The organism is Dyadobacter flavalbus, assembly GCF_006149045.1.
In the GTDB taxonomy this organism is placed as follows: domain Bacteria; phylum Bacteroidota; class Bacteroidia; order Cytophagales; family Spirosomataceae; genus Dyadobacter; species Dyadobacter flavalbus.
On sequence record NZ_VBSN01000027.1, the window covers coordinates 67963 to 92401 of the forward strand.

General features: G+C 44.8%; 18 protein-coding genes. 6 read left to right on the top strand and 12 right to left on the bottom strand.

Annotated elements, in window-relative coordinates:
• Positions 1–67: 67 nt before the first annotated feature.
• Positions 68–3850 (top strand): SNF2-related protein, encoded by a 3783-nt coding sequence (locus FEM33_RS05520; RefSeq protein WP_139011094.1) that lies wholly within the window; start codon positions 68–70, stop codon positions 3848–3850.
• A gap of 67 nt (positions 3851–3917) precedes the next feature.
• Here FEM33_RS05520 and FEM33_RS05525 read toward each other — a convergent pair whose 3' ends face one another.
• The 6 genes from FEM33_RS05525 to FEM33_RS05550 form a co-directional block, all read right to left on the bottom strand.
• The gene (locus FEM33_RS05525) at positions 3918–4220 is read right to left on the bottom strand and encodes a hypothetical protein (protein WP_139011095.1); all 303 of its coding nucleotides are present in this window, start codon (positions 4218–4220) and stop codon (positions 3918–3920) included.
• A 122-nt stretch (positions 4221–4342) separates the two neighbouring features.
• Complete coding sequence (locus tag FEM33_RS05530) at positions 4343–4726, bottom strand: RidA family protein (protein ID WP_139011096.1); 384 nt, start codon at positions 4724–4726, stop codon at positions 4343–4345.
• Positions 4727–4787: 61 nt separating this feature from the next.
• Positions 4788–6941: a DNA helicase RecQ gene (gene recQ / locus FEM33_RS05535; RefSeq protein WP_139011097.1), complete on the bottom strand. Its 2154-nt coding sequence runs from the start codon at positions 6939–6941 to the stop codon at positions 4788–4790.
• A gap of 54 nt (positions 6942–6995) precedes the next feature.
• Positions 6996–9122, bottom strand: coding sequence for a ComEA family DNA-binding protein (locus tag FEM33_RS05540; RefSeq protein WP_139011098.1), 2127 nt, complete (start codon positions 9120–9122; stop codon positions 6996–6998).
• A gap of 23 nt (positions 9123–9145) precedes the next feature.
• Positions 9146–10009 (bottom strand): carboxylating nicotinate-nucleotide diphosphorylase, encoded by an 864-nt coding sequence (gene nadC / locus FEM33_RS05545; RefSeq protein WP_139011099.1) that lies wholly within the window; start codon positions 10007–10009, stop codon positions 9146–9148.
• Between the two features lie 15 nt (positions 10010–10024).
• Positions 10025–11767, bottom strand: coding sequence for a capsule assembly Wzi family protein (locus FEM33_RS05550; RefSeq protein ID WP_139011100.1), 1743 nt, complete (start codon positions 11765–11767; stop codon positions 10025–10027).
• A 126-nt stretch (positions 11768–11893) separates the two neighbouring features.
• On the opposite strand from FEM33_RS05550, the gene upp reads away from it, so the two are divergent.
• Positions 11894–12538 carry a uracil phosphoribosyltransferase gene (upp, locus tag FEM33_RS05555; protein WP_139011101.1) on the top strand — a complete coding sequence of 215 codons (645 nt, stop codon included), beginning with the start codon at positions 11894–11896 and terminating at the stop codon, positions 12536–12538.
• Positions 12539–12543: 5 nt separating this feature from the next.
• Here the strand turns inward: upp and FEM33_RS05560 are convergent, their stop codons facing one another.
• Positions 12544–15624 (bottom strand): carboxypeptidase-like regulatory domain-containing protein, encoded by a 3081-nt coding sequence (locus FEM33_RS05560; protein WP_139011102.1) that lies wholly within the window; start codon positions 15622–15624, stop codon positions 12544–12546.
• A 289-nt stretch (positions 15625–15913) separates the two neighbouring features.
• On the opposite strand from FEM33_RS05560, the gene FEM33_RS05565 reads away from it, so the two are divergent.
• Positions 15914–16981 (top strand): mannose-1-phosphate guanylyltransferase, encoded by a 1068-nt coding sequence (locus tag FEM33_RS05565; RefSeq protein WP_139011103.1) that lies wholly within the window; start codon positions 15914–15916, stop codon positions 16979–16981.
• A gap of 83 nt (positions 16982–17064) precedes the next feature.
• Positions 17065–17295, top strand: coding sequence for a hypothetical protein (locus tag FEM33_RS05570; RefSeq protein ID WP_139011104.1), 231 nt, complete (start codon positions 17065–17067; stop codon positions 17293–17295).
• A gap of 21 nt (positions 17296–17316) precedes the next feature.
• Here FEM33_RS05570 and recF read toward each other — a convergent pair whose 3' ends face one another.
• Entirely contained in the window at positions 17317–18408 is a 1092-nt protein-coding gene (gene recF, locus FEM33_RS05575) for a DNA replication/repair protein RecF (protein WP_139011105.1), read from the bottom strand.
• Between the two features lie 128 nt (positions 18409–18536).
• On the opposite strand from recF, the gene pdhA reads away from it, so the two are divergent.
• Together pdhA and tatC are read left to right on the top strand one after the other, a co-directional pair.
• Complete coding sequence (gene pdhA, locus FEM33_RS05580) at positions 18537–19568, top strand: pyruvate dehydrogenase (acetyl-transferring) E1 component subunit alpha (protein WP_139011106.1); 1032 nt, start codon at positions 18537–18539, stop codon at positions 19566–19568.
• 136 nt (positions 19569–19704) lie between these two features.
• Entirely contained in the window at positions 19705–20574 is an 870-nt protein-coding gene (gene tatC / locus FEM33_RS05585) for a twin-arginine translocase subunit TatC (protein ID WP_139011107.1), read from the top strand.
• Between the two features lie 3 nt (positions 20575–20577).
• Here the strand turns inward: tatC and FEM33_RS05590 are convergent, their stop codons facing one another.
• The 4 genes from FEM33_RS05590 to FEM33_RS05605 form a co-directional block, all read right to left on the bottom strand.
• Positions 20578–21678, bottom strand: a complete 1101-nt coding sequence (locus FEM33_RS05590) for an aminotransferase class I/II-fold pyridoxal phosphate-dependent enzyme (RefSeq protein ID WP_139011108.1) — start codon at positions 21676–21678, stop codon at positions 20578–20580.
• On the bottom strand, positions 21675–22709 hold the full coding sequence (locus FEM33_RS05595; RefSeq protein ID WP_139011109.1) for a dipeptide epimerase: 1035 nt from the start codon (positions 22707–22709) through the stop codon (positions 21675–21677). The genes FEM33_RS05590 and FEM33_RS05595 overlap by 4 nt, the downstream gene beginning before the upstream one ends.
• A 26-nt stretch (positions 22710–22735) precedes the next feature.
• A complete protein-coding gene (locus tag FEM33_RS05600) occupies positions 22736–23611 on the bottom strand; it encodes an NAD kinase (RefSeq protein WP_139011110.1) in 876 nt (291 codons plus the stop codon).
• Between the two features lie 89 nt (positions 23612–23700).
• Complete coding sequence (locus FEM33_RS05605; RefSeq protein WP_139011111.1) at positions 23701–24372, bottom strand: CBS domain-containing protein; 672 nt, start codon at positions 24370–24372, stop codon at positions 23701–23703.
• Positions 24373–24439: the final 67 nt, after the last annotated feature.

A 24439-nucleotide genomic window follows, 5' to 3' on the forward strand; every position in this document is an offset into this window, starting at 1 on the left:
ATGCCTTCTGCGTTTCTATAAAACAGAAACATCCCGTACTTTTGCATTTTAAATGGCAGCAGGGTAAATGGAAAACGAAAAGAAGGAGAAATTATCCAACTTCTTAATAAGGCGGGCGGAGAAAGATGTATTGTCAAGAGGACGTTCCATTTATAGCAGTGGCGGGCTGAAAGTCTCCAAACTGGACTATAACGGACCCGGTAACGCTGAATTCAAGGTCAAAAGCGACTATTCTATTCAATATTATCAGATCGGGATCCGGGATTTCCTCACACCCCAGATAACGACCGAGTGTTCTTGTCCTGATAAAAACGGACTTTGCAAACACCGCGTTGCAGCAATCCTGTACATACTCGATAAAATGCCGGCTATCAAGCAGGTGGATTATGAAATGAGCAGTACGGTGATCGAGCTGGCAGAAATCAAGGAAATTTACCTTAGAAACCTGGTTCTGGAAGATACCTGGAAAAACAGGGAATCCATTCAGAAAACAGAAATAGTTTCTGCAAAAGAAGGCGAGGCCGAATGCCTTGTTGAGGAAAATGGACAGGAATATACGGTTGGTGTTCAGAGAGTTAAAGGTACAAAACAGATACATACTTCCTGTACATGCAACAAGAAGCTGTGGGTTCCGCTTTGCGAGCACAAACTGGCGGCTTTGCTGAAACTCAGGCAGGAACTTGGCGAACGTGCATTCGAAGTCATGCGCGATCTGACAGCCGAGAAAACCAGTTTACTTGCAGAATACGGCTATTCGCTCGAAAATGATATTAAAGGCAAATTCGATTTCAAACTGGATGAAGACGGAAAGCTGAATCTTGTCAAACTCGATCCGGCCATTCAGAAAATAGGGGCATTTCAGGACTGGAATACTTTAAAGGAAAGAATACTGCCCGTTCAGAACACATCTTTCAGCGTTACAGCCGCTGACGGCAGTCAGGATGAAGAAGACCGCATATCAATATTTGTTTTCTGGCCAAAGGGAAAAGATCATTTGCTTGACGTTGGCTTCGGTGTATTTTCTGTCAAGCACAGTTCCAAATCCGAAAAAATCACCAACATCCGGAACATAGCCGGCGGATCGAGCCATTACTATACGGCTGATGAAATTCCGGTGCTTACAGAAGCCGATGCCAGACTTGTGCGCGTTGCCAAGCACTGGGAAGAAGGACTTCAGAAATTTATCCGCAAACAGGGCTGGGCCTATAACGCATATCTGCACTTTGACGATGTAAGTGCCGAGCAGCGCTACGAAGCCAGAAATTACGTAGGAAAGCAGCTGAACCGGATTTTCAGCGATCTGGACTCGGAAAGACTTTACCTTTCCGACGGCGATTATGTAACAAGCAATAACCAGCTTACACAGCTTGACCTGCATCGCGATCCGGTCAAGATTTTCTTTGTACTGACAGAAGACAAGGAATTTATTACGCTTAATCCTTACGTGGAACTGAAAGCCGGCAGTCCGGTGGAATTGCAGAAAGTGGTTTCACTCGACAGTTTCTGGCTGGGTATTTACAATGAAAATATCCTTTTCCGCTGGGCTGGCATCAGCGAAGCAGAAATGGTTGCTTATCTTAGTCAGACGGGTTACAAAATCCGCGTTAAAAAGGAATTTTCGGAAAGCTTTTTGTCAGAATGGATCATTCCGCTTACAGAACAGTTCGACATTATTTTCCAGACGCGCCATGAAGTACAGTCCAAACCGCTGAATTTCCTCAAACCGCGTATATTTCTTAAAGAGGACGAAGCCAATTTGCTGATTGTGCCTTCTTTTGTTTATGCCGGTGAAAACGATGAAAATGAGATCGAATTCCTGCACGATCAGCGGCGGACCAAAGCCGGTTTCGAAGACAACCGCATTACAATGCTGGAAAGAAATCTGGAAGCAGAAAGTTCAGTCTGGGAATGGATTAAATCATTGAATCCGATCTTTAAAAATCAGTCCGGACAGCCGTTTTTTTACGTTCCGCTGGACAATGTCATGAAAGAAGGCTGGCTGTTCAGTTTTGTGGAAGCAGTCGGGAAAAAGAAGTATGAACTTCTGGGTTTCAAAGACCTGAAAAAAATGCGTTTCAATCTCAATCGCGGTACTGTAAAAGTTACGGCTTCCTCAGGAATCGACTGGTTTGATATGCAGGTGGAAATCAGCTTTGGCGATCAGCAGGTTACATTGGCCGATGCTAAAAAAGCTTTGCTGAAAAAACAGAATTACGTTCAGCTTCAGGATGGTTCTCTGGGCGTACTGCCGGAAGAATGGATCAGCAAACTGGAACCGCTGCTGCAGTTCGGACGGGTGGAAGGAGAGCAGATTCATTTGTCAAAAATCCATTTTTCTCTGATTGACGAGCTTGTATCCGAAATAGACAATGAAGAAGTTTTCAGGGAATTATGGGAAAAAAAGCAAAAACTGCTCAATTTCAAACAGATCCCGAATGTTCCGCTTCCGGAAAATGTCAATGCGACATTAAGGCAATATCAGGAAGAAGGTTATAAATGGATTCATTTTCTCGATGAATTTGGTTGGGGCGGTTGCCTTGCCGACGATATGGGTCTTGGAAAAACATTGCAGATGCTGACGTTTCTTCAGCAGCAAAAAAACCTGAATCCAGAGTGTACGAACTTGGTCGTAGTTCCTACTACGCTGATTTTCAACTGGCAGGCTGAGGCAGCAAAGTTTACGCCGGACTTGAAATTATACGTTCACCGCGGCATGACGCGTCGTAAGGACATTGCTTTTTTCAGGGATTACGATGTTATTCTGACCACATACGGAACCATGCGCAGCGATGTGGAACTGCTGCGCAAATTTGATTTCAATTACATTGTTCTGGATGAAGCGCAGGCCATAAAAAACCCCGATTCACTGACTTCAAAAGCATCGCGGCTGTTAAGGGCAAAAAACCGCTTAACCATGACGGGAACGCCGGTAGAAAACAACACTTTTGATCTGTATTCCCAATTTGAATTCCTGAATCCGGGCATGCTCGGCCACGCGGATTTTTTCAGAGCGGAGTATGCAACGCCGATTGATAAATACCAGGACAAAGACAAAGCCGCTGAACTCAGGAAACTGGTTTATCCTTTTATGCTGAAACGCACAAAGGAAGAAGTAGCGACGGATTTGCCGGATAAAACCGAAACGATCCTGTTCTGCGAAATGGGTAACAAGCAGCGCAAGGTTTACGATACTTTCAGGGAAAGATACCGTCTTGAAATTGCAGAAAAACTGGCTACGGAAGGTCTGAACAAAAGCAGTTTTCTGATACTTGAAGCATTGCTTAAACTCCGCCAGATTTGCGATTCCCCGTCCATTTTATCGGGCGATGAAGATTATGGAACCGAATCGGCAAAGCTGGAAGAAATTACAAGGGAAATCGAGGAAAATGCTTCCAATCACAAGATTCTGATATTTAGCCAGTTTCTCGGAATGCTGGATCTGATCCGCAAGCATCTGGAAAAAATGAATATTCCTTACGAATATCTGGACGGACAAACCGTTGACCGTGCCGGACGGGTAAACCGTTTTCAGAATGACCAGACATGCAGGGTGTTTCTGATGAGCCTGAAAGCCGGCGGCGTGGGACTTAACCTGACGGAAGCGGATTACGTGTATCTTGTAGACCCGTGGTGGAATCCTGCCGTGGAAAGACAAGCTATTGACCGAACACACCGCATCGGACAAACGCGTAAGGTATTTGCTTATAAAATGATCTGCAAGGATACAATTGAAGAAAAGATCCTTTTGCTTCAGCAACGCAAGCAGGATCTTGCCGAAGACCTTGTCGGAGGGGAATCCGGGTTTATCAAAAAATTAAGTCAGGAAGATATAATGGGCCTTTTCAGCTGATTGAAACCTTTGTTTACCCAATTACCCAGAATTTCGCTTTCTGGTGAAATATTCAGCAAATCAGGGCTTAAAGCTTTGACTGGAGTTTTGACCCGGAAGTACTGTCGGCAGAAGTGAACTGAAGCATGGCGTATCTTTGGTAATCCGGTTTTTCGACAGCTTCATTTTCTTTGGTTTCAGGAGCAGTTTTATCAGAAATAACAGCATTATTGTAATTTTCTGATGTAGTGTTGAACATATTCTTTGCATTTTCAACTTTTGAAGCTTTATCGCTTGCATTTTTTTCAAATACGCAAAGAGCCAGCAGAACAGAGGATATAATTAATGTTTGTCGGTTTTTCATAAAAGGTGCCTTTGTTTTCAATTCCAATTCAGACAACTACTAAACAAAGAGCAATTTTCAAGCCAATTGGTTGTAACGCAGATAAATTAATGTATAGCATCAAAATGGCCTTAAAACATCGTTAAGGCCACTTTGACTATTCTTTTATATTATTGAATTATAGCTGTAAACTCAATTTCCACCAGATAATCGGGAGCGACCAGTTGACTGATCTCGTAAATTCCGGTTGCCGGTTTTATATCTTTGAAATAACCGCCATGTGCTCTTGCTATGTCGTCAAAATAAAGGATGTCCGTTGTAAATATACGTGTCCGGATGACATCGTTCAGACTGGCTCCGGCTTCTTCCAGCACTTTTGCAATTCTTTCAATGATGTTGTCGGTTTGTGCATAAGCATCGTTCGCTTTTACTTTTTCACCGTCCACAATGGCAACAGTTCCCGCCACTTCAATAACATTTCCAATCCGGACTGCCCGGCAATAGCCCATTTTATCTTCCCACGGAGATCCCGATAGTATATTCTTTCTCGACATAGCAATTGATTTAATTTATAATAAGGATTCTTCTTCTGTAATTTTCTGCTTTTTATATTTTTTAAAATGGGTCTTCATCTTCCGACAAAGCCAGCGCAAGCCTGATCTGGCCGTAATCAAACTGCTCATTAAGCAGCTCAAACAACGGTTTCAGCGGATCATTTTTGCCGACCTGTATTTCACGTGCCGCCTGCGTTATGGTTGTTAATGCTTTATGGTCAATGAGTTTTTTCAGATTAATATCGTGGCCGTCTTCTTTCAGCTTGATCAAGTGCGAAATGATCGTAACGGCATTGAGTTCTCTCTTTTCGGCAATTACTTTTACGGAATAGCCTTCCTTGTACAAATCCAGCGTTTCAATATAAGTCATTCCTTTCACGACACGCGTTCCCGGCTTAGTGTTCTCCTTTGCAAAAGCAACGATTTCATTGATAAACGTTTCACCGTACCTTCTGAATTTTTCGGCACCGACGCCAGAAACGGCCTTCATCTGTGCTTCGGAAACCGGCTTTTTCTGTGCCATTTCGGAAAGCGTGGCATCACTGAAAACGACATAAGGCGGCACGCCGAGTGCATCGGCCATTTGTTTCCGCATCATACGAAGGCGTTCGAACAGCGCGTCGCGTATAATTTCCTGTTTTGGTTTTTCTTTCGGAACAAGTTCTTCTTCCCGGGCTTTGCGTTCGGCCAGCGGGATAAATTTCACCAGCTCTACTTTGCGTTCGCCTTTCAGGATTTGTCGGCTTACCGGATTCAGTTTAAAAGCATGCGCCTCGTCATAAGCAATATCCATCGCGCCCGAATTCAAAAGCTGACTGATGTATTCGGCCCATTCTTCACCCCGCAACTCGGTTCCAACGCCGAAAGTCGGAAGCTGTTCATAGCCATAATGCAGCACATTGCGGTTGCGGCTTCCTCTCAGAATATCAATCAGCATACCCATTGCCACTTTCTGGTTCGTACGTGCAATGCCAGATAATGCTTTTTGTGCAATGATCGTTGCATCAAAGCGCGTTCTCGGATTCTGGCATACGTCGCAGTTTCCGCAATCTTTATCCACAGCTTCATTGAAATAGCTCAGTAAAATCCTGCGGCGACAAATATCGGCTTCTGCATACTGTTTCATGCGGTTAAGTTTGGCATGCAGCAATTCTTTCTGTTCAGCAGACTGATCCGAATTGTTGATCATATCCTGACGCGTTATGATATCGAGATAACTGTAAAAAAGAACCGTATCGGAAGGAGAACCGTCGCGGCCGGCACGCCCGATTTCCTGGTAAAAACTTTCAACGTTGGAAGGCAGATTGTAATGAATTACCCAGCGCACGTTGGATTTGTCGATGCCCATTCCGAATGCAATCGTTGCCACAATAATCTGAATGTCATCTTTCAGAAACTGTTCCTGAACGCGCGACCGTTTTTCCGGAGCAAGGCCCGCATGATAAAAATCCGCTTTGAAACCGGCACTTTGCAAGCTTGCAGCAACAGTTTCGGTTCCTTTGCGGCTCAGGCAGTAAATGATTCCAGGCTGGGAATCATGTTTGCTGATAAAACTCTGGATCTGCTGAAGACGCTTTCTTCCCGGAAGTACCGTCAGACTAAGATTCGGGCGGTCAAAACTGGCGACAAATATTTCTGCATTTTCAATGTTCAACTGTTTAAGAATATCGCGGCGCGTAACCCGGTCGGCAGTTGCAGTAAGTGCAATGACGGGAACATTCGGGAAACGCAGTTTCAGGGAATTAAGCTGTCGGTATTCCGGACGGAAATCATGGCCCCAGGAAGAAATGCAATGCGATTCGTCAATAGCAAACAGCGATACATTCCAGTCTTTCAGAAACTCAAATGTATTTCCTGAAAAGAGCCTTTCCGGAGCAATATAAAGTAACTTAAGTTCACCCGTTTTTGCCTGCCACATCACCTGATCCTGTTCCGAAGAAGAAAGAGACGAATTGAGAAATGCAGCATTGATACCATTGCTTTTCAGCGCCTCCACCTGATCCTTCATCAATGCAATGAGCGGCGAAATCACAACAGTAAGCCCGTTGCGGAGAATGGCCGGAATCTGGAAGCAAACCGATTTCCCGCCTCCTGTCGGCATCAGGACCAGACAATCCTTATCCGCCATTACCGTATCAATAATCTCTGATTGTTGAGCACGAAAGGCATCGTACCCGAAATATTTCTTTAGAACTTCTTGTTTATTGTCCGGCATTGGAAAATTAAAATTCTGTTTTGGAATTGCTTACAGATAAACAAAAATAGCAGGTCAGAATTGATACATCATCTGCATTTTTATTTCACTTCGTTTATTTCCTTCAATTTCGTTGAGCCCCGAACTGATTTTATCCAGATGCGAATACCTTGTTTGCGACCATCGTACCCATAGTTTTAAATGTTTGTCAAGATTGTACCGGACCATCATATAATGCCTTGTTCCGGTATCGTAACAGGCAGGAATCGAAAAGGCATAAAGCATGTCTTTTTCGTAAATGTATTGCCTGCTGTCGTAATCGTCCGTATTGAAATAGGCTATTCTGGCGCTTAATTCCATTTTTCGGAAATGCCAGCTGATATCCTGTAAAACCGTAAAACCTTTTGATTTTGAAATCTTAAGGTAATTCAGGCTGCCGCTTTGCAAACGCGTTCTCAACGAAAAAAGGAGCGGGAAATCATATTCAATATTGATCATGGCCGTATGGTGAACAGTTGTCCCAAGCGGAAGTTTGGCTGCATGGTTTCCGGGCTGGTTCTTTTGTTTTCTTTTTTCATGAAAAAGCGCGTAAGCGTTGAACTTCCTGTTTGGTTTCCAGAGCGCATGCAAGTAATAATCATGTCCGCGGGACGGAGAATCCACCTGATATTTCAGCCAAGGAAACCAGAAAAGGTCATAAAAAGTACTGAACTGCCAGCGTCTGTTTGGGGCATATTTCAGACCGGCATACAAGCCCGTTTCATTGATCGGGCGCGAACCTTCACCAAACGGATTTCCGTAAAATGTATGAAAATGCTTATCGTAATGCCGTGCAAGAAGCGTAAGATCCAGTTTCTTTCCCAATCCCGCTATCATTCCGCCGACTGCGCCCAGCCCGCCGCTTTGTGACCTTGCGCCTTCTCCGAAAAAATGAAAATTCTGCCAGCGGTAATCGCCATGCATGCCAATAATCAGATTCCGGTTTCCTGTAAATTCATAGCGGTTATAAGCAGCGTCCCGCTTTCTGATCGTCAGGCTGTAAAAAGTATAAAGCATGGTTACACCAACTTGCCCGTTCTGGGAAGGCATTTTGTACAGCAAATGCATGCCTGCATTCTGCTCGGAAAGGTTATTGTGCTTTTTCTGCTCGGCCGGCGTGCGGTGATAACCCGTTACGGGCAAGGAAGAGGCAACGATTTTGTCAGGCTCATCCGGAATGTTGTCCTCCGTTGCATCTCTGTTAACAAAGGAATAAAAGACGGAAAGCTCTGTATTCTTCTCCGGTGCAATGGTGGCCGCTATTCCGCGAAAGAAATTGGCTTCCAGCACGGATGTATACGGTTTTAACCCCAACGTACTTCTGTAACCGGTTTTGATCACTTCCGAACCTTTTCCAAGCGAAAACCCGGCGGCCATCACCAGACCTTGTCCGGCCTGCATCTGGAAATCGCCGGCGATAAAGTTTTTAAGCTTTCGCCGGTTCATGATCTGCGCGTGGAATGAAGTAAAATCACTGCCGAAAATCTGGCGCTTTCCGTTCCAGAGCCATAGTTTTTCTCCGGCGTCTTTCTCCATTGTTAAGCCAAAACTGTAAGATCCTGCGCGTGAATTTCTGTATTTCAAATAGCCGTTAAATGATTTTCCCTGATACCGGGAAGCAGAGGCCGAACTGGCGGGTAAATAGCCTTTTTGTTTTTCCAGCAATTTTCCGGAACGCAGCATCAGAAAGTGCTGCGTAGGGTTTTTCAGCGATTCCCGCAACGAAAGCACACGCGGCTGAACGGTTACAAACGGAAGCAGCCGGTAAATGGTTGCCAGGTCAAATTCCGGAACGGCCTGCAGTTCATAAAGCGACAGCAGCGGCCCCAGTTTCTCACGGTACAGAAAAAATGATTTTAACTGAATGTCTGAAAGGATAAATAAAGAAGCCAGCTCGTCATGCGTTACGGTATTCAGGTCCAGCGGATTGGCGTAAAGCTGAAACAGGGATTCATAAAGATCCGAATAGTCAGTGTCTTCCGAAGGATCAGGAAAAAGATTCTGTATAAACTGATTGATGTCAATTTCCCTGCGCGGAGGCTCCTGACCAAAAACGTGTGCAGGCACAAAAAGAAGAAAAGTAATCAGGCCGTAAAACCCTGCATATACAGGGTTACAGCAAAAGATTTTTAAAGCGTATGCATTTTTATAAAATATAAGCATACGCTTTATATTTTGGTTAAAGATCAGAAGGCTTTCAAACTTAGATCCAGACTTTTTGCCTGATGCGTCAACGCACCGCTAGAAATGCCGGTTACGCCCGTTTCAGCCACAGCACGGATCGTTTTTTCATTAATATTGCCCGAAGCCTCCGTTTCAAATCGGCCGTTGATCCGCTTTACTGCCTCACGCATATCTTCAATGGAAAAATTATCCAGCATGATAACATCCACTTGTCCGATCCGCAGGACTTCATCGACTTCGTTCAGGTTCCGGGTTTCAATTTCTATCTTCAGGTTTTTCCCGGTTCTTTCAAGGTATTTTCTTGCATTTGTAATGGCTGCTTCAATGCCGCCGGCATAATCCACATGATTATCTTTCAGCATAATCATATCGTAAAGGCCCATTCGGTGATTGACCGCTCCGCCTATTTTCACTGCCTTTTTTTCAAAAAGCCTGAAATTGGGCGTGGTTTTGCGGGTATCCAGCAACTTGACAGGCAAATCGCCGATCAGTTTCAGCATGTGGTTTGTATAAGTGGCAATGCCGCTCATACGCTGCATCATGTTCAGGACCAGGCGCTCTGCTTTCAGTATCAGTCTTGCATTTCCGGCTACCGTAAATACGATATCTCCGCTTTTGACGGAAGTTCCGTCAGAAAGTAACACATCTATTGCAAGCGGCGGATCATTATAATAAGCTGCTGTCTCTTCCAGGATAATCAGTGCGACATCCACACCGGCAAGAATTCCGTCCTGCTTGACGAGTAATTTTGCGCGGTTCTTTGCATTTTCGGGTACGGAGGAAAGGGAAGAATGATCGCCATCGCCAATATCTTCCAGCAGTGCAAGCCGGATCAGATCGCGGAGTTCGTGCGGGTTAGTTTCCATAATAAAAAAGTAAATTCAAAAAGTTTGCTGCCTGTATGCCATGTTGTACCGGATGGCAAAAGAGAACACGTTGGCATCGGCTGTAGTCCTTGTTTCTGCAGATTTGATTTTCCTCATCAGATAACGTCCGTCGAGAAATAAATTGTGTGCCAGAGAAAAGCTGAGCCGCAGGTCTGTATAAGTAGTTGTAGCCTTGATTCCCTGCAGGATTTTCTGATTCAGGTCGCCGTTCCGCGTTTCGTAGCTCTTTGCAATATTTCCGCCGTAATTGATATTGCTGCCGAAAGGATCATTTCCTTTTTCTGCATACATCACGGTTCCGTAAGCAGAAAGGCGTGCGGATAATTTATAACGTAGAATGCCAATGTATTCTTTAAAATTGGCGCCGAGCGGATGCGCAAGTGCCTGTCCGTAATGCATGTAATTTCTTCCGCCGTCCTTGTGCGAGTAAGTATAAGGCCGCGCCATGTTATATTCCGCCTGCAGGTCCAGATTAGGAATCCCGAATGCATCCACATATTTGGCTCCTACCTGCAGACTGTATTTATTGGTCCAGGATTTACTTCCGTTGAAAAGGAATTTGGTAAGAAATTCGTCCAGAACGAACTGGCTGTAAAGCGAAGCTTTTTTACCGATCAGCCAGCGAAAATCAAAGCCCAGAATGGCATTGTCCTGACTTCCGATGTAGGATTCGACATATCTGTAAAAAATGATCGGATTGAGATAATTCAGGTCATAACCGCCGCCGACCGAATCACGGTTGAAAACTTCCGCCTCAAAAACGCCGATGTTGACGCGTTCGCCGAGATTTACGCTCAAATGGTGAATTGCCGCAAATTTTTTACCCCTTAACCCTTCCCGCCACGACTGATCATCCGAATTGATCATGCTTGTCCAGAGGTTCGTATAATGGAACCGTCCAAGCTGCGTATCCAGTCTTAAAAACAAGTACGGGCTGCTGTTATTGGATAAAATCATGGAACGGTAGCCACTGCCGAATACATTATAGTCATGGCCAAAACGGACGTTCACACTTCTCAGCGGACGAAATGTGATATAACCGCGTGCAGACAAAAAATCGACGCCATTATTCCTCGTTACTTTGGCAAGTCCTTCGCCGGGAAAGCTGTACTGCGGCTTGAAATCATTTACATACCTCGGAAAGCGGCCCTGATTATCGGCTACGTACGTGTAAAATCCCAGTTTTTCATTGATCATTCCCCTGATTTCAACGCCTCTGCCGGTAAACCACAAGTTGGAAGTACTGTCCGGATTTTGGTCCTGACCGATAAAATTGGTCGTTGTAAAATTGAAGTGTAGGTCAAAATCCTTGTTGTGAATGCTGTATAAGTCTGCCGGATGTTCAAAAAATTTCCTCTTTTTTCCGGGAGGCGGCGATTTGAACCAGCCCAGCCTTCCAAGGCGGCTGTATTGCAGCGAGTCGGTTGCAACCATATTATCGGCCCATTCCCAGCTGTCTTCTCTCAAATAATCAATCGTTTCCCAATCCCGCTTGGTGAGATCAACCGTACCTTCCTTAAGAATGGAATCGGTTAATGCGACAACTGCTTTTCTTTCAAAGGGTTTTACATTGGAATGAAAACCTTCGGTCAGCTTGCCGCGCTTGATCTCCAGCCGGTCAATCAAATGGTAATAATCATCATTAAGCGGAATAAAAGAGCTTTGTGCATGTACGTACGACAAGGATGTCAGTGTTATAAACAGTATTTGGGAAAGACGGATAATTCCTTGATACATAGGCAAAAAATTTCTACTGGACACATAACTCAGGCATTTGCCCGAAATTTTTCGAATCACTGTTCCAAATTACGTCAATGAATTTGTATTATCTTGCATGAAGTAGTTTAAAATACTGTCATCCCTATGTTTTTACTTACCCAGAAACCTTCTATCGCCGACCATTATCTGGCTGAATTGCGTGATGTGAATTGTCAGAACGACCGGATGAGATTCCGGAGAAACATGGAGCGGATAGGAGAGTTGCTGGCTTACGAACTTTCCAAAACACTTACTTTTAAAACGGAAAGGGTCGAAACCCCTTTGGGGCAGGCTTCTTCCAGGTCTTTATTACAGCCGGTGGTTCTTGCTACGATTTTACGCGCCGGACTTCCTCTGCATCAGGGTTTTCTCAATCTCTTTGACAAAGCGGACAATGCTTTTATCGGTGCATACCGAGGCCATCATATCAATGATGAAGATGAGTTTGAAGTAGAAATGGATTACATCACCAGCCCGGACCTGACAGGAAAAATACTGATCCTTATTGATCCGATGCTGGCAACAGGCCGTTCGCTGGAAAAAGTGTATCATGCACTGCTGCGTTTCGGTATTCCCGCCCAGACGCATATTGCCTCCGTTATCGCCAGTCCCGAAGGCGTGGAGTTTCTTCAGAAAAGAATTCCGCACTGCCGTTTATGGCTGGGTGCTGTGGATCAGAAACTGAACGAACAGTATTACATCGTTCCAGGCCTCGGCGATGCCGGCGACCTGGCTTATGGTGAAAAGTAAGTTTTCTAATTCAGCAGTTCATCAAAAGTGATGCTGACGTAATAAGTCGAACCTACGCGGGCACTTCCGTATGCCTGAAAGTACGATTTTCCGAAAAGATTCGTCCCGCCAATCTTTAAAATAGATTTAATCGATGAAACTTTCAGACTCACCTGCGCATCCAGATTACTTATTGCCGGAACCATTGTGTTGGAAAACAGCGGCGCATCCGTTGAAGTGGGCACTACAAAGCTGGATTCCCATAAAAATGCCTGCTGATAGCGATAGGAAACATTAAACCCGAAAGAACCGGTGCTGGTGATTCTTTTTCCGAAGTTCAGGTTATAACGGTATTTGGGCGTGTTGAACTGTGAATACTGTACTTCTGCCGAAGGTTTGAAATCGGTCAGCTCGTTATTTGCAACATTGCCGCCTGCATTGAAGCCTCTTGGAAATGCGTAGTTCAGCCCGAGCGCAAATCCGCGCGTGGTGATTGTTTCAGATGTGTTGACCGTTCTGGAATAGGCATTGTAACTGCCTACGCCGATTCCGGATTCTACGGGCAGTCCCGGCGCCGCAGCTGCTGTGGGCACTACAATCACCGAACCGCCGAGGAAATTTCTGTATTTACTCACATAATAATAAGCGTCTATGAAAAGCTTTTTGGCAATCACGCCTTTATAACCGATTTCATACGAGGCAATCCGTTCCGGTTTCAGTTTGGTTGCTTTGTATTTGGGCAATTTTTCCAGTGCATAAGCCTTGGCAAGATCGGGAACGAGGCCGGGAACCTGAGCCGCCAGAATACCCGGAAGCTGTGCGGCCAGTACGCCGGGAAGGCTTTGGTTTACGCCGGCAGTAATGGCTGCCTGGATTGCTGCGGGCTGGTTCGGGATTTGGCCGGCTGCAACGGCCTGGTTTACAGCTTGTGTAACCTGAGCGGTAACTGCCTGCGTAATGGCAACCGTTGCCTGCTGCGTAACGGCTGCTTTGGCATAATTCGTCGCACTTTCCAAAATAGAAGGATCGCTTGCTATGGCATTTCGGATGGATTCTTCGGATAGATTCTGTCTTAAAATCCCTTTGGAAAGATGATAGCGTTCATCAAATTCAGGAAGACCGCCGATCAGCGTTCCGGCCGGCGTTTTCAGGTCAATATACTGGTTTTGTGTAGTCGGGATGCGAAAACCGGTCTGGTATGACAAGCGGATATTGTGCTCGCCGAAAGATGTCACGGCTGAAATACGCGGCGTAAACTGTCCGTCAAAATTCTCATTTTTATCATACCTGACAGATCCGGCCAATTTAAGGTGATTCGAAAGCAGGTTTTTTCCTGCCTGAACAAAAGCGCCGTATTCATTGATCGGGATAACGCCGTCTCTTCCTTCTTTTGTATCTGCAAACAAAGTTCCCGCCGAACGCAGCTGATACAACCTGTAATTGGCGCCTGCAAGCAATTCAACAAACCGGACTTCATTTTTAAAATTGTAAAAACCTTCCATATGATAAAGATTCGTTTTGTCCGCAAAGCCTCCGCCGCCGTTAACAATGGCTGTATTCCGGTATTTGTTCAGCAAATCGTTGAATGCAGCAGTTCCCGGCATGGGCATGTCTTTATCCGCAAACTGGCGGGCGGCAATATGCGCTTCTGCCTCCGGAACGCCGGAACCCCGTGCCGTTGCAAATGCGCCCACGTATTGTCCGAACCATGTACTGTTGGGTTTAGCCTCGTTGAGCATGGAAACGGCCGCCAGGCCGGACAAATACGATTTTCCGGAACGTTCCTGCGTCGTGTAGGCACGAAGTGTGAAGTTATCGCCGCGCAGTTCAAGCTTGGCCTGCGTAAGATTGAAATTCCTTAGCGAGTAGCGCCCTGTTCCGGTATAAACGGTCGTTCCGTAACCGTAATTTACCTGTGCAACCGCTTCAACTTTTTCATTGATCCGGTAATGAATGGCCGCATTGGCTTTTAAACTTTTCGTGTTGTAATCCACAAGGTCTTTTTCTCTGTAACCTGTACGGCTTACGAATGTACTCGGAACCAGCCCTACGGCCTGCTGCGGAATGATGCCGTTTGCGGCCAGTGTTCTTGCTACGGAATTGATGTTTGTCTGGATTTCATCCCCGTAAATATTTACCCCGTCATAATCAAGGTCTGTTCCTGCGCCGCGGTTCGGATCGCCGTTTCCGCCAACGTTAAGATTGGTATAATTGTTTGCCTCCCAGTCCTTTGCGGTTACATAAGACAGATTTGCCTTAAACGCAAACTTGTTGTTAAACGCTTTGGCATAACGGATTGTACCTTCCACAAACGGCGTAGTTGCTTTGGAGCGGCTGGATTCATGCATAACGCCGCTTTTTACGTTCGCACTTAATCCCTGATACAAAAACGGACTCTTGCTGTTCATCAGGATCAGGCCGTTAATGACATTCGGGCCGTAAAGTGCCGAAGCTGCGCCGGGCAGTACTTCCACGCTCTCGACATCCAGTTCCGACATTCCGATCATATTGTCCAGAGCAAAGTTCAGCCCGGGCGCCTGATTATCCATTCCGTCGATCATTTGAACGGTACGCGTATTTCCGGTACTTCCGAACCCGCGCATGTTGACCGATTTGAACAAAACACCCTGCGTTGCAAAGTCGATGCCTTTCAGGTTGGCAAGTGCATCGTAAAAATTGGGCGAAGCCGTTTCCCGGATTCCTCTGATGTCCATTTTTTCAATCGCAACCGGCGATTTCATAACGCTTTCTTCCATTCTGGATGCGGAAACGACGAGTTCTTTTCCCAGAACAGCCTGCTCAACCAGCTTTATATCCAGATTTGACAATCCGCCCGTAATCCGGATTTCCTGCGCCTGGAACCCGACTGACGAAACGGCAATAACAAACGGCGGCTCCGAAGTGGTGCTCAGGCTGAATTTTCCTTTGTTGTCTGTTATGGTTCCGGCTACTTTTCCCTTCACCTGCAGACTTACGCCTGCAAGCGGCTCGCCCGTGACGGATTCCGTTACGTTTCCTTCAATTACAATCTGGGAAAATGCCCGGTTGCCAGCAACAACAAGCAAGACCGACAGGCAGATTTTTATAACAGTAGAAGTGTATTTCATAGGATTGTGAGGAAAGATTTTAGCAATGTTGTATAAAGTTATAAAGATTAAATATTAAATTTTATATTCTATTTTTTCTTAAAATATTACTTATTTAACGCACCTGTTTTATGGATGCCAACCTGGGCATTTTGCTTAGTATAAGTAATTTAGAAGGTAAATCTTTATGCTTTGCAACTTTCCGGAGGCTCATTCCCAGCTTGCCACAAGCGGTCTGACCGGGCATAAGTGGCTCTTTATACTTAGATTTGAACAGATTTTACAGTTTGAATATAAATTGCCTTTCACAATGCAGGATACCTTTGTTATCATTATGGCCGGCGGAGTCGGCACGAGATTCTGGCCTTTCAGCAGAACCCATTTTCCAAAGCAGTTTCATGATGTATTGGGAACGGGGAAAACGCTTTTACAGCAAACTGTTGAGAGATTTTACGGTGTTTGTCCGGTAGAAAATATATACATCGTCACAAGTCTGGAATATAAAGATATTGTAAAAGAACAGGTTCCGTTTTTGAATGACGAACAGATATTGCTGGAACCGAACCGCAGGAATACAGCGCCCTGCATTGCTTATGCCTGTTATAAAATCGCATCCAGAAACCCCAACGCCAACGTTGTAGTGGCTCCTGCCGATCATATTATTCTGAAAGAGGACGTTTTTCGAGATACGATAAAAGTGGCTCTGGGCGCAACGCGGAACGAGGATATTCTGGTGACGCTGGGCATTCAGCCAAGCCGGCCGGATACGGGTTACGGCTACATTCAGTACATTCCCGACAAGCTGACCGTAAAGAAAGTAAAATCATTTACCGAAAAGCCGCATCTGGAACTGGCCATGCAGTTTCTGGACAGCGGGGACTTTGTATGGAATGCAGGCATATTTGTATGGAACATCAATGCATTCAAAAAGGCGCTGAAGAAATTTCAGCCATATACCGCGGAAATATTTGAGGAAGGCAACACGCATTATTATCTGGAAACAGAAGATATGTTTGTTCAGCGCGCATATCAGCATTGCGGCAGCATTTCCATTGACAACGGCATTATGGAAAAAGCGGATAATGTCCACGTGGTTTTAAGCAATTTCGGCTGGTCGGATCTCGGGACATGGAAATCGCTTTATGAAGTATCGGAAAAAGACGAGCATATGAACGTTACCGACGGCAATGTAATCCTTTACGATACAACCAATTCCATTATCAAAACGCCAAAGGATAAGCTGGTTGTCATCAATGGCCTCGACGGTTTTATCGTAGCCGAATATGATGGTGTTCTGCTGATCTGCAAAAAAGAGGATGAACAAAGAGTAAAAGAGTTTGTCGCGGATGCAAAAGAAGTAAACAGCAAGTTCGTTTAGACTGTAAGCAAAGCTGCACATTCTCTGTGCAGCTTTCTCTTATTTTATTAAATTTGTCAAGTGTTCAAACAATTATTTCAAAGATGTCATCAGTCGAATTAAAATCGGAAGTAATCCGTCTTGTGAATGAAATGGACGCTGCATGGATGGAGGATCTGCTGTCTTCAATCCGTGTATTTATTGAGCAGCAGCATTCGCATCATATCGATACTACTTCCCCCGAATTACTAAAATCTTTAAATGAGTCTCTGATTCAGGCTGGACAAAATAATCTATTTTCCAACGAGGAAGTGTTAAAAAAGAATTTCGACTGAGCAAGTTGAAGTGTTTGCTTCTCATAACACTTTCTTGATCTCAAAAAAGCGGACATCAGCCTTTACATTTTCCAAAATCCGCTGTGAACGTTCGGGTCGTGCATCTGTAATGAAAACCTGTCCGAGAAAGCCCGTATCAATCAGTTCGATCAGCTTGTGTATGCGGCGGTCGTCCAGCTTGTCAAAAATATCGTCCAGCAGTAAAATCGGCGTTTTTTCCTTTTCTTCTTTCAAAAGTTCAAACTGAGCAAGTTTCAGCGCAATCAGGAAAGATTTCTGCTGTCCCTGCGAACCGAATTTTCTTAAAGTAACACCGTCTATTTCAAAGATATATTCATCTTTGTGAACACCTTTGCCGGTGCGCTGCGCATGAAGGTCTTTGCTACGGTTTTTGCGGAACCCGGCCGGAAAGTTCGGATCGGCCACTTCACTTTCGTAAATGACATCGACCAGCTCGTTTCCGCTGCTCAGGAATTCATAATATTTATAAAAAAGAGGCACAAACCGCTTCATGAATTCACTCCGGTGTTCGTAAATCCGCTGAGATAAGATAATCAGCGGCTCGTTGTAGGTTTCCAGCAGGTCTTCGTCAAGGTAATTGCGCTCCGCAAACAGTTTTAGCAGTCCGTTGCGCTGCGACAGGATTTTGTTGTAATTTAAAAAATCGCTGAGGTAGCCGGGCGCGGCCTGCGCCAGAACACCGTCGAAAAACCGTCTCCGTTCCTCGCTGCCGTCGCGGATCAGATCCGTATCGTTGGGTTCGATCAGCACAAGCGGGAAAAGGCCGATATGATCGCTCAGTCTTTCATAATTCTTCTTGTCGGCCATAAAAACCTTGCGCTGGCCGCGCTGAAAGCTGCATGTGATCTGAATGTTTTTGCCGGATTCATGGAATATTCCGTCCAGCACAAAAAAATCATTGGCATGCCGGATGCCCAGCGCATCCTGATTGTGAAAGGCGCTTTTGGTTAGGGTAAGAAAGTAAATGGCATCCAGCAGGTTGGTTTTACCGCTTCCGTTCTCACCGACGAGGCAATTTACACGTTCCCCGAAGGTAAAGGCTTTCTCTTCATAACTTTTAAAGTATGTAAGGTGAAGCTTTTCTAGCCACATGAACTTCTTTGTTATTTAGTTTATGCTTATTTTCGCAAATCATTTGCGTGAGTACGGCAAAAAACAGACTCTGTTCAAACCACTAACTTTAAGACAAAGTTCTGTCTTTATAAACGAGAACCAAATACATGGCCACCGTTACTGAAAATATGGAAGCATCAGCGCCTCAAAAGTTGCAGCATCCGAAGGAACAATATATGTTCTGGTTCGAAAGTATGCTTTTACAACGACGTTTTGAAGAAAAATCCGGCCAGCTTTACGGCCAACAGAAAATCCGGGGTTTTTGCCACTTGTATATCGGGCAGGAAGCCTGCTCATCAGGAGCAGTTTCAGCTTTAAAGAAAGGTGACAAGTACATAACCGCTTACCGCGATCACGGCATTCCGCTTGCGCTGGGTACCGATCCGAAAGCGATTATGGCTGAACTTTACGGCAAGAAAACAGGAACAACCAAAGGAAAAGGCGGTTCCATGCACATTTTTGATAAAGAAAATAACTTTGTCGGAGGACACGGAATCGTTGGCGCACAAATTCCGCTGGGTGCCGGAATTGCATTTGCTGAGAAATACAACAAAACAGGAAATCTTTGTATTTGTTATTTCGGCGACGGAGCTATTCGTCAGGGTGCTTTTCACGAAGCGCTGAACATGGCGATGAATTGGAAACTGCCTGTGATTTTTGTTGTGGAAAACAACGGTTATGCCATGGGAACTTCGGTTGCAAGGACTTCCAATGTTACCGAGCTTTACACCATGGGCGAAGCTTATGATATTCCTTCAGAGCCTGTGGACGGCATGAGCGTGGAAGCAATCCACGAAGCAGTTTCCCGCGCTGCCGAACGTGCGCGCAGCGGAGAAGGTCCTACATTTCTTGAATTCCGTACTTACCGTTACCGCGGACACTCCATGTCGGATCCGCAGAAATACCGTTCAAAGGAAGAAGTGGAAGAATACAAACACCGCGATCCGATCGAGCAGATCCGCGCTGTAATTCTTTCCAATAATCTGGCAACAGAAGAAGAGCTGGAAAACATTGATAAGAAAGTAAAGGATATCGTTGCTGAATCTGTGCAGTTTGCCGAGGAGTCCGAATTTCCGGATCCCAAAGAAGCTTATACGGATGTGTATGTAGAGAACGATTATCCTTTTGTCATGGACTAATCAGATATCAACCAATTTAAAAAAACCCGCCGGATTATTTCGACGGGTTTTTTAAGTAAATTCGGCCATTGACAAACAGGGAATGATCCTGTTTTTACTTTTTTACGTAGATTGAGTTTCAGTAATTTTTAATAATATGTCCTTGGATCAGGAATTTGATAACGAAGAAGATGGAGGAAAGGAGATGTCGTTTATCGGACATCTGGAAGAGTTAAGATGGCACGTTATCCGTGCAGCAGGCTCAATACTGGTATTTGCAATTCTGTCCTTTATTTATATCAAAGAAATTTATCATTACGTCATTATTGCACCTGCAAAGCCGGATTTCTGGACTTACAGAATGCTTTGCAAGCTGGCAGATAAAGTAGGTTACGATGAACTTTGTATAAAAGCGCTCAATTTCAAGTTACAGGCCATCGGCGTAGGAGACCAGTTTACGATGAGTATGACTTCTTCTGTAATCGCCGGGCTCGTTTTTGCTTTTCCATATGCTTTCTGGGAAGTATGGCGGTTTATCAAGCCAGGACTTAGACCGGCCGAAAGAAAGTCTGCAAGCGGAGCTGTATTTTATGTAACGTTTCTTTTCTTTTCAGGGGTATTTTTCGGATACTTTGTTGTTACGCCCCTGGCAATGAACTTTTTAGCTAATTACACACTGGACGAATCCATTATCAACGAGTTCAGCCTGGCGTCTTATATTTCTCTTGTTGCTACGCTTACACTGGCATGCGGCATTGCCTTTCAGTTGCCCATCGTTGTGTTTGTACTTTCAAAAGTAGGCGTGCTGACCCCGGCATTTATGCGGGAATACAGAAAACATTCCATGATCGTAATTTTGATCGTGGCAGCTGTTATTACGCCTTCGCCCGATATTTACAGCCAGATCCTTGTTGCCATTCCGCTTTTCCTGCTTTTTGAAGTCAGTATTCTGGTTTCTGCAAAAGTAGAAAGAGAAAAGCTCAGGGAAGAACAACGGCTTGCCAAACTTGGAAATACAGAACTGTAACAATTAATCCTGACTAATGAACAATTTACAGACCTCGGCTAATTTGTCGAGGTCTTCTTTTTGGTGCAAGGCGCTTACAACGATGCGTGTTACAGGCGCATCGGTCGGCATCGGATAGGAAAAGCAGCTTGCCATTATTTTATTTTCGAGCAAATGATCAAATAAAGCGGGATTTTTGCTGCAATAAACGGGATAAGCATTTATTCTTTGAAAGAGGTTGCCCGCAGGAATTTTTTGCTCAAAGTATGCGATATTCTGCATCAAAGCAGAATGAAGCGTTGTATAAAGCGAGGTTTCCAGCATCATTTTCAAAACATGCATGTAAGCCGGAGCCGGCGGAGATGCGCCTGCAAACCATGGAGAACGGCGTAACTGACTATTTGTAATGTCATCACTCAGAATGACGCCGCCCGGAATGCCCAGTGCTTTGTTCAGTGAGGAAAGAACAATTTTGTTTACACCCGAAATCTGATTTAAATTTTTCCAGAAACCGCATCCGTCTTGTCCGGCAATTCCAAGGGCATGCGATTCATCAACAATCAGCCACGTATTTTGTGAAGGAGAAAGTTCGCTGAAAATGGAAAAATCAAATTCTTCAACCATCGGTGAACCTATTGCATCCGTGCAAATTATATGTGCCGTTTCTAAGGAACTGCTTTCAATTTCATACACAACCTGATCTGACCATTCTTTCCAGCTTTTGTTTTCAGGCTTGAAATAGTTGCCCCACAAAGCCGGATGTACCCGCGGAGCATAATGGTATTTTATCAGCTCAGCTTCTGACCTGCTATGAACAAGATTTTCTATTTCTTTCATAACCAGCTGCCCGGCCCACATTCCTGAAGAAACCATTATTGCAGAAGGAGCTCCTGTAAATGCAGAAAACAACTCCTCTGCCTCATCATAAGCTACAAGCTGAAGGCTATTGTTGCGTGAACTTCCAAAATGGTTTCCATAAGCTTCCAGACCATCTTTCAGGAATATACGAAATGCTTCGTTGTGCCCAAGGCCAAGATAATCGGTGCCGCTAAACCAAAGAAATTCTTCATTTGCAGCCGAGATTACAGTTCTTCCGGGAAGTTTGTTGGTTTTGAATATACTCACTGGAAAGATGCCGGAACATGGTTTTTCAGGAAGGCTCCGGTTCCGTTTTCATTGGCGTAAATCACTTTTCCAAAATCAAAAGTAACGCCGGACGCCGGATCATTTTTAATCAGTAAAGTGCCATCCATATCAACATAGTCGAGCAAAGGCAAAAGATGTGCAATGGCAGAAATCCCAACACTGGACTCTGTCATGCAGCCGATCATGGTTTTCATTCCAAGATTTCTAGCTTCGGAAATCATTCTTCTGGCGGCAGTCGGGCCACCACATTTGGTAAGTTTTATATTGACGCCATGAAAAAGACCATAGCAATTTTTTACATCACTTTCAACAATGCAGCTTTCGTCTGCAATTACCGGAAGTGCGCTTTTGGCATAAACCAGTTTCATTCCCTCCACATCGTTAGCGGCAAGCGGCTGCTCGATAAATTCCACACCCAACTTTTTCAGCTCGGGGGCAATTTGAATGGTTTGCTCCGCTGTCCACGCACAATTGGCATCCACACGGAACAAAGCACTGGTATGCTGACGTAATTCCTTGACTATACGAAGGTCTTCATTGGTGCCCAGTTTTATTTTGTAAATAGGCCACGGAAGTTCTTTCATCTTTGAAACCATTTTTTCAACAGTATCAATTCCAATTGTAAAGTTCGTGAGCACATTATTTTCAATAGACAATCCCCAGCTTTGATAAAGTTTTTGCCCGTTCTTTTTGGCAAAAAAATCATGTGCCGCTTCATCCAGCGCGCATTGTGCAAAGGAATTGGATTGAAGCTTCGGATGTACTTTACTCCATAAATCCTCTGCGTCTGAATAAGACCCGCTTTCAACAATGTTTTTGACACTTTCCAGTGCTTGAACCATATTATCGATCGTAACGCCGTAATATGGATTAGAGGTAGCCTCGCCGTAGCCGCTGAATTCACCGTCCGTAAGCTCTGCTATCAGTGTAGGCTGCACATCCCGGGAATCGTGTGCAATCGTAAATGTATGTTTGAGTTCCAGATTGAAGGTGTGAAAGATCAGCTGCATTGGCTTGTTTTGTTTACCGCGTGTATTTAATTGCGCATGTCCAGACCCCACGAAAGTTTGCTGCGTAAGGTATTCAGAAAGCTGTCGTCAAGCATTTTAATCAGTCTGGCTGTAAAATCTGCTTTCCGGATTGTAAGTTGTGTATTTTCATCGACGATAAGCGACCGGGCATCAAGGGAAATAAGGAAATTGTTGCTTCTGCTTTTTACTTCCAGTTTGATCACGGCTGTATCTTCCACGACAAGCGGCCGTACGTTAAGGTTATGCGGGCTTATGGGAGTAATGATAAAGTTCTGGGAATGCGGAACAAGAACCGGGCCGCCGCAGCTCAGTGAATATCCGGTCGATCCGGTTGGTGTGGAAACAATCAGTCCGTCGGCCCAGTAGGAATTCAGAAATTCGTCATTCAGGTATGAATGGACGGTAATCATGGAAGAAGTATCCGTTTTTGTGATCGTGAAATCATTCAGGCCAAAATTCAGGCCGTCAAAAACATCCGTATTTGATTCCAGTGCGACCAGTGTTCTTTCGTCGATGCGGTATTGATCATTTTCCAGCGAATTGACAAGATCCGAAATGCGTTCCGGAGAAACAGTAGCCAGAAATCCAAGCCGTCCTACATTAATACCAATTACAGGAATCTGCCTTTTTCCGATATGGGAAACTGTTTCCAGTAAAGTTCCGTCGCCGCCCATACTGATTACCTCGTCTGCCTGGAAAAGTTCTGCGGGCTTGTCATAAACCAGTTCCGAGTAATGGGGGATTCCAATCTGATCCAGAAACATACGAAATGGTTTGGAGAGCTGGACTTCAACCTTCCGTCGGGACAGTTCATTGAACATATTTTCAATAAACGGGCGGGCGGACTCATTAAAGCTGCGTCCGTGAATTGCTATTTTCATGGAAGAAAAAGTAGATCATCTTGATTCTTCCGAAAGATACGTGACAAATATGCCGATTCAAAGGCAGCGGCATTTACTGCAGTGAAGAATCAGGTTGCAAGATATCTCAAAAGCATATCCAGCCGCTCCTGATCCACACTCTCGATCGGGTCGTTGGCATGGGCTTCTTCAATCTCGTAGCCAAAGCGTTCCAGCGTGGCAATAACCGGCGTAATGTGCGTGCGGTTGAGTTTCAGGGTAAGCCGGGCTTCATTGGCAGGATTATAGGTTTCTCCTGATGAGTAATAGCTGCTGAGGATTTTGGTACCGTTGGATTCAATAAGCCGGCTTATTTCTGAAAGCGAATAACTGCGTTCGGCAATTTTCAGCACAATCACAGCGCCTTTTTCCTGCACGCCCAGTTCATTGACAAAATGCTCGACCAGATCATTGACAAGAATGCTGCCTGCAAAAGTCCGGTCTTCATGAAGAACCGGGATAATCAGCAGTCCAAACTGATTGACAAGCCGTAAAAGTTCGTACGGATGCTGGTCTTCAGATGCAAAAATATCCTTGTGCTGAATAATTATTTTGGAAAGCGAATCGGAACTGTCGACAACATCATAAAGAATATCTTCAGAAACAATTCCCTGATAAATGCCTGAATCTGCAACAACAAGCTGTTTTACACTGAATTCGTCCATCCAGTCCAGTGCCATGCTTACCGGATCGGTAAGTTTAAGGACGGGAATCATGGGGTTTATCAGTGTTGCTGCGAGCATATCAGGATGTCTTTTTTCGAAGCTATAAAAAAACTATATATGTGTCAACTTTCGTATCAAAAGAAAT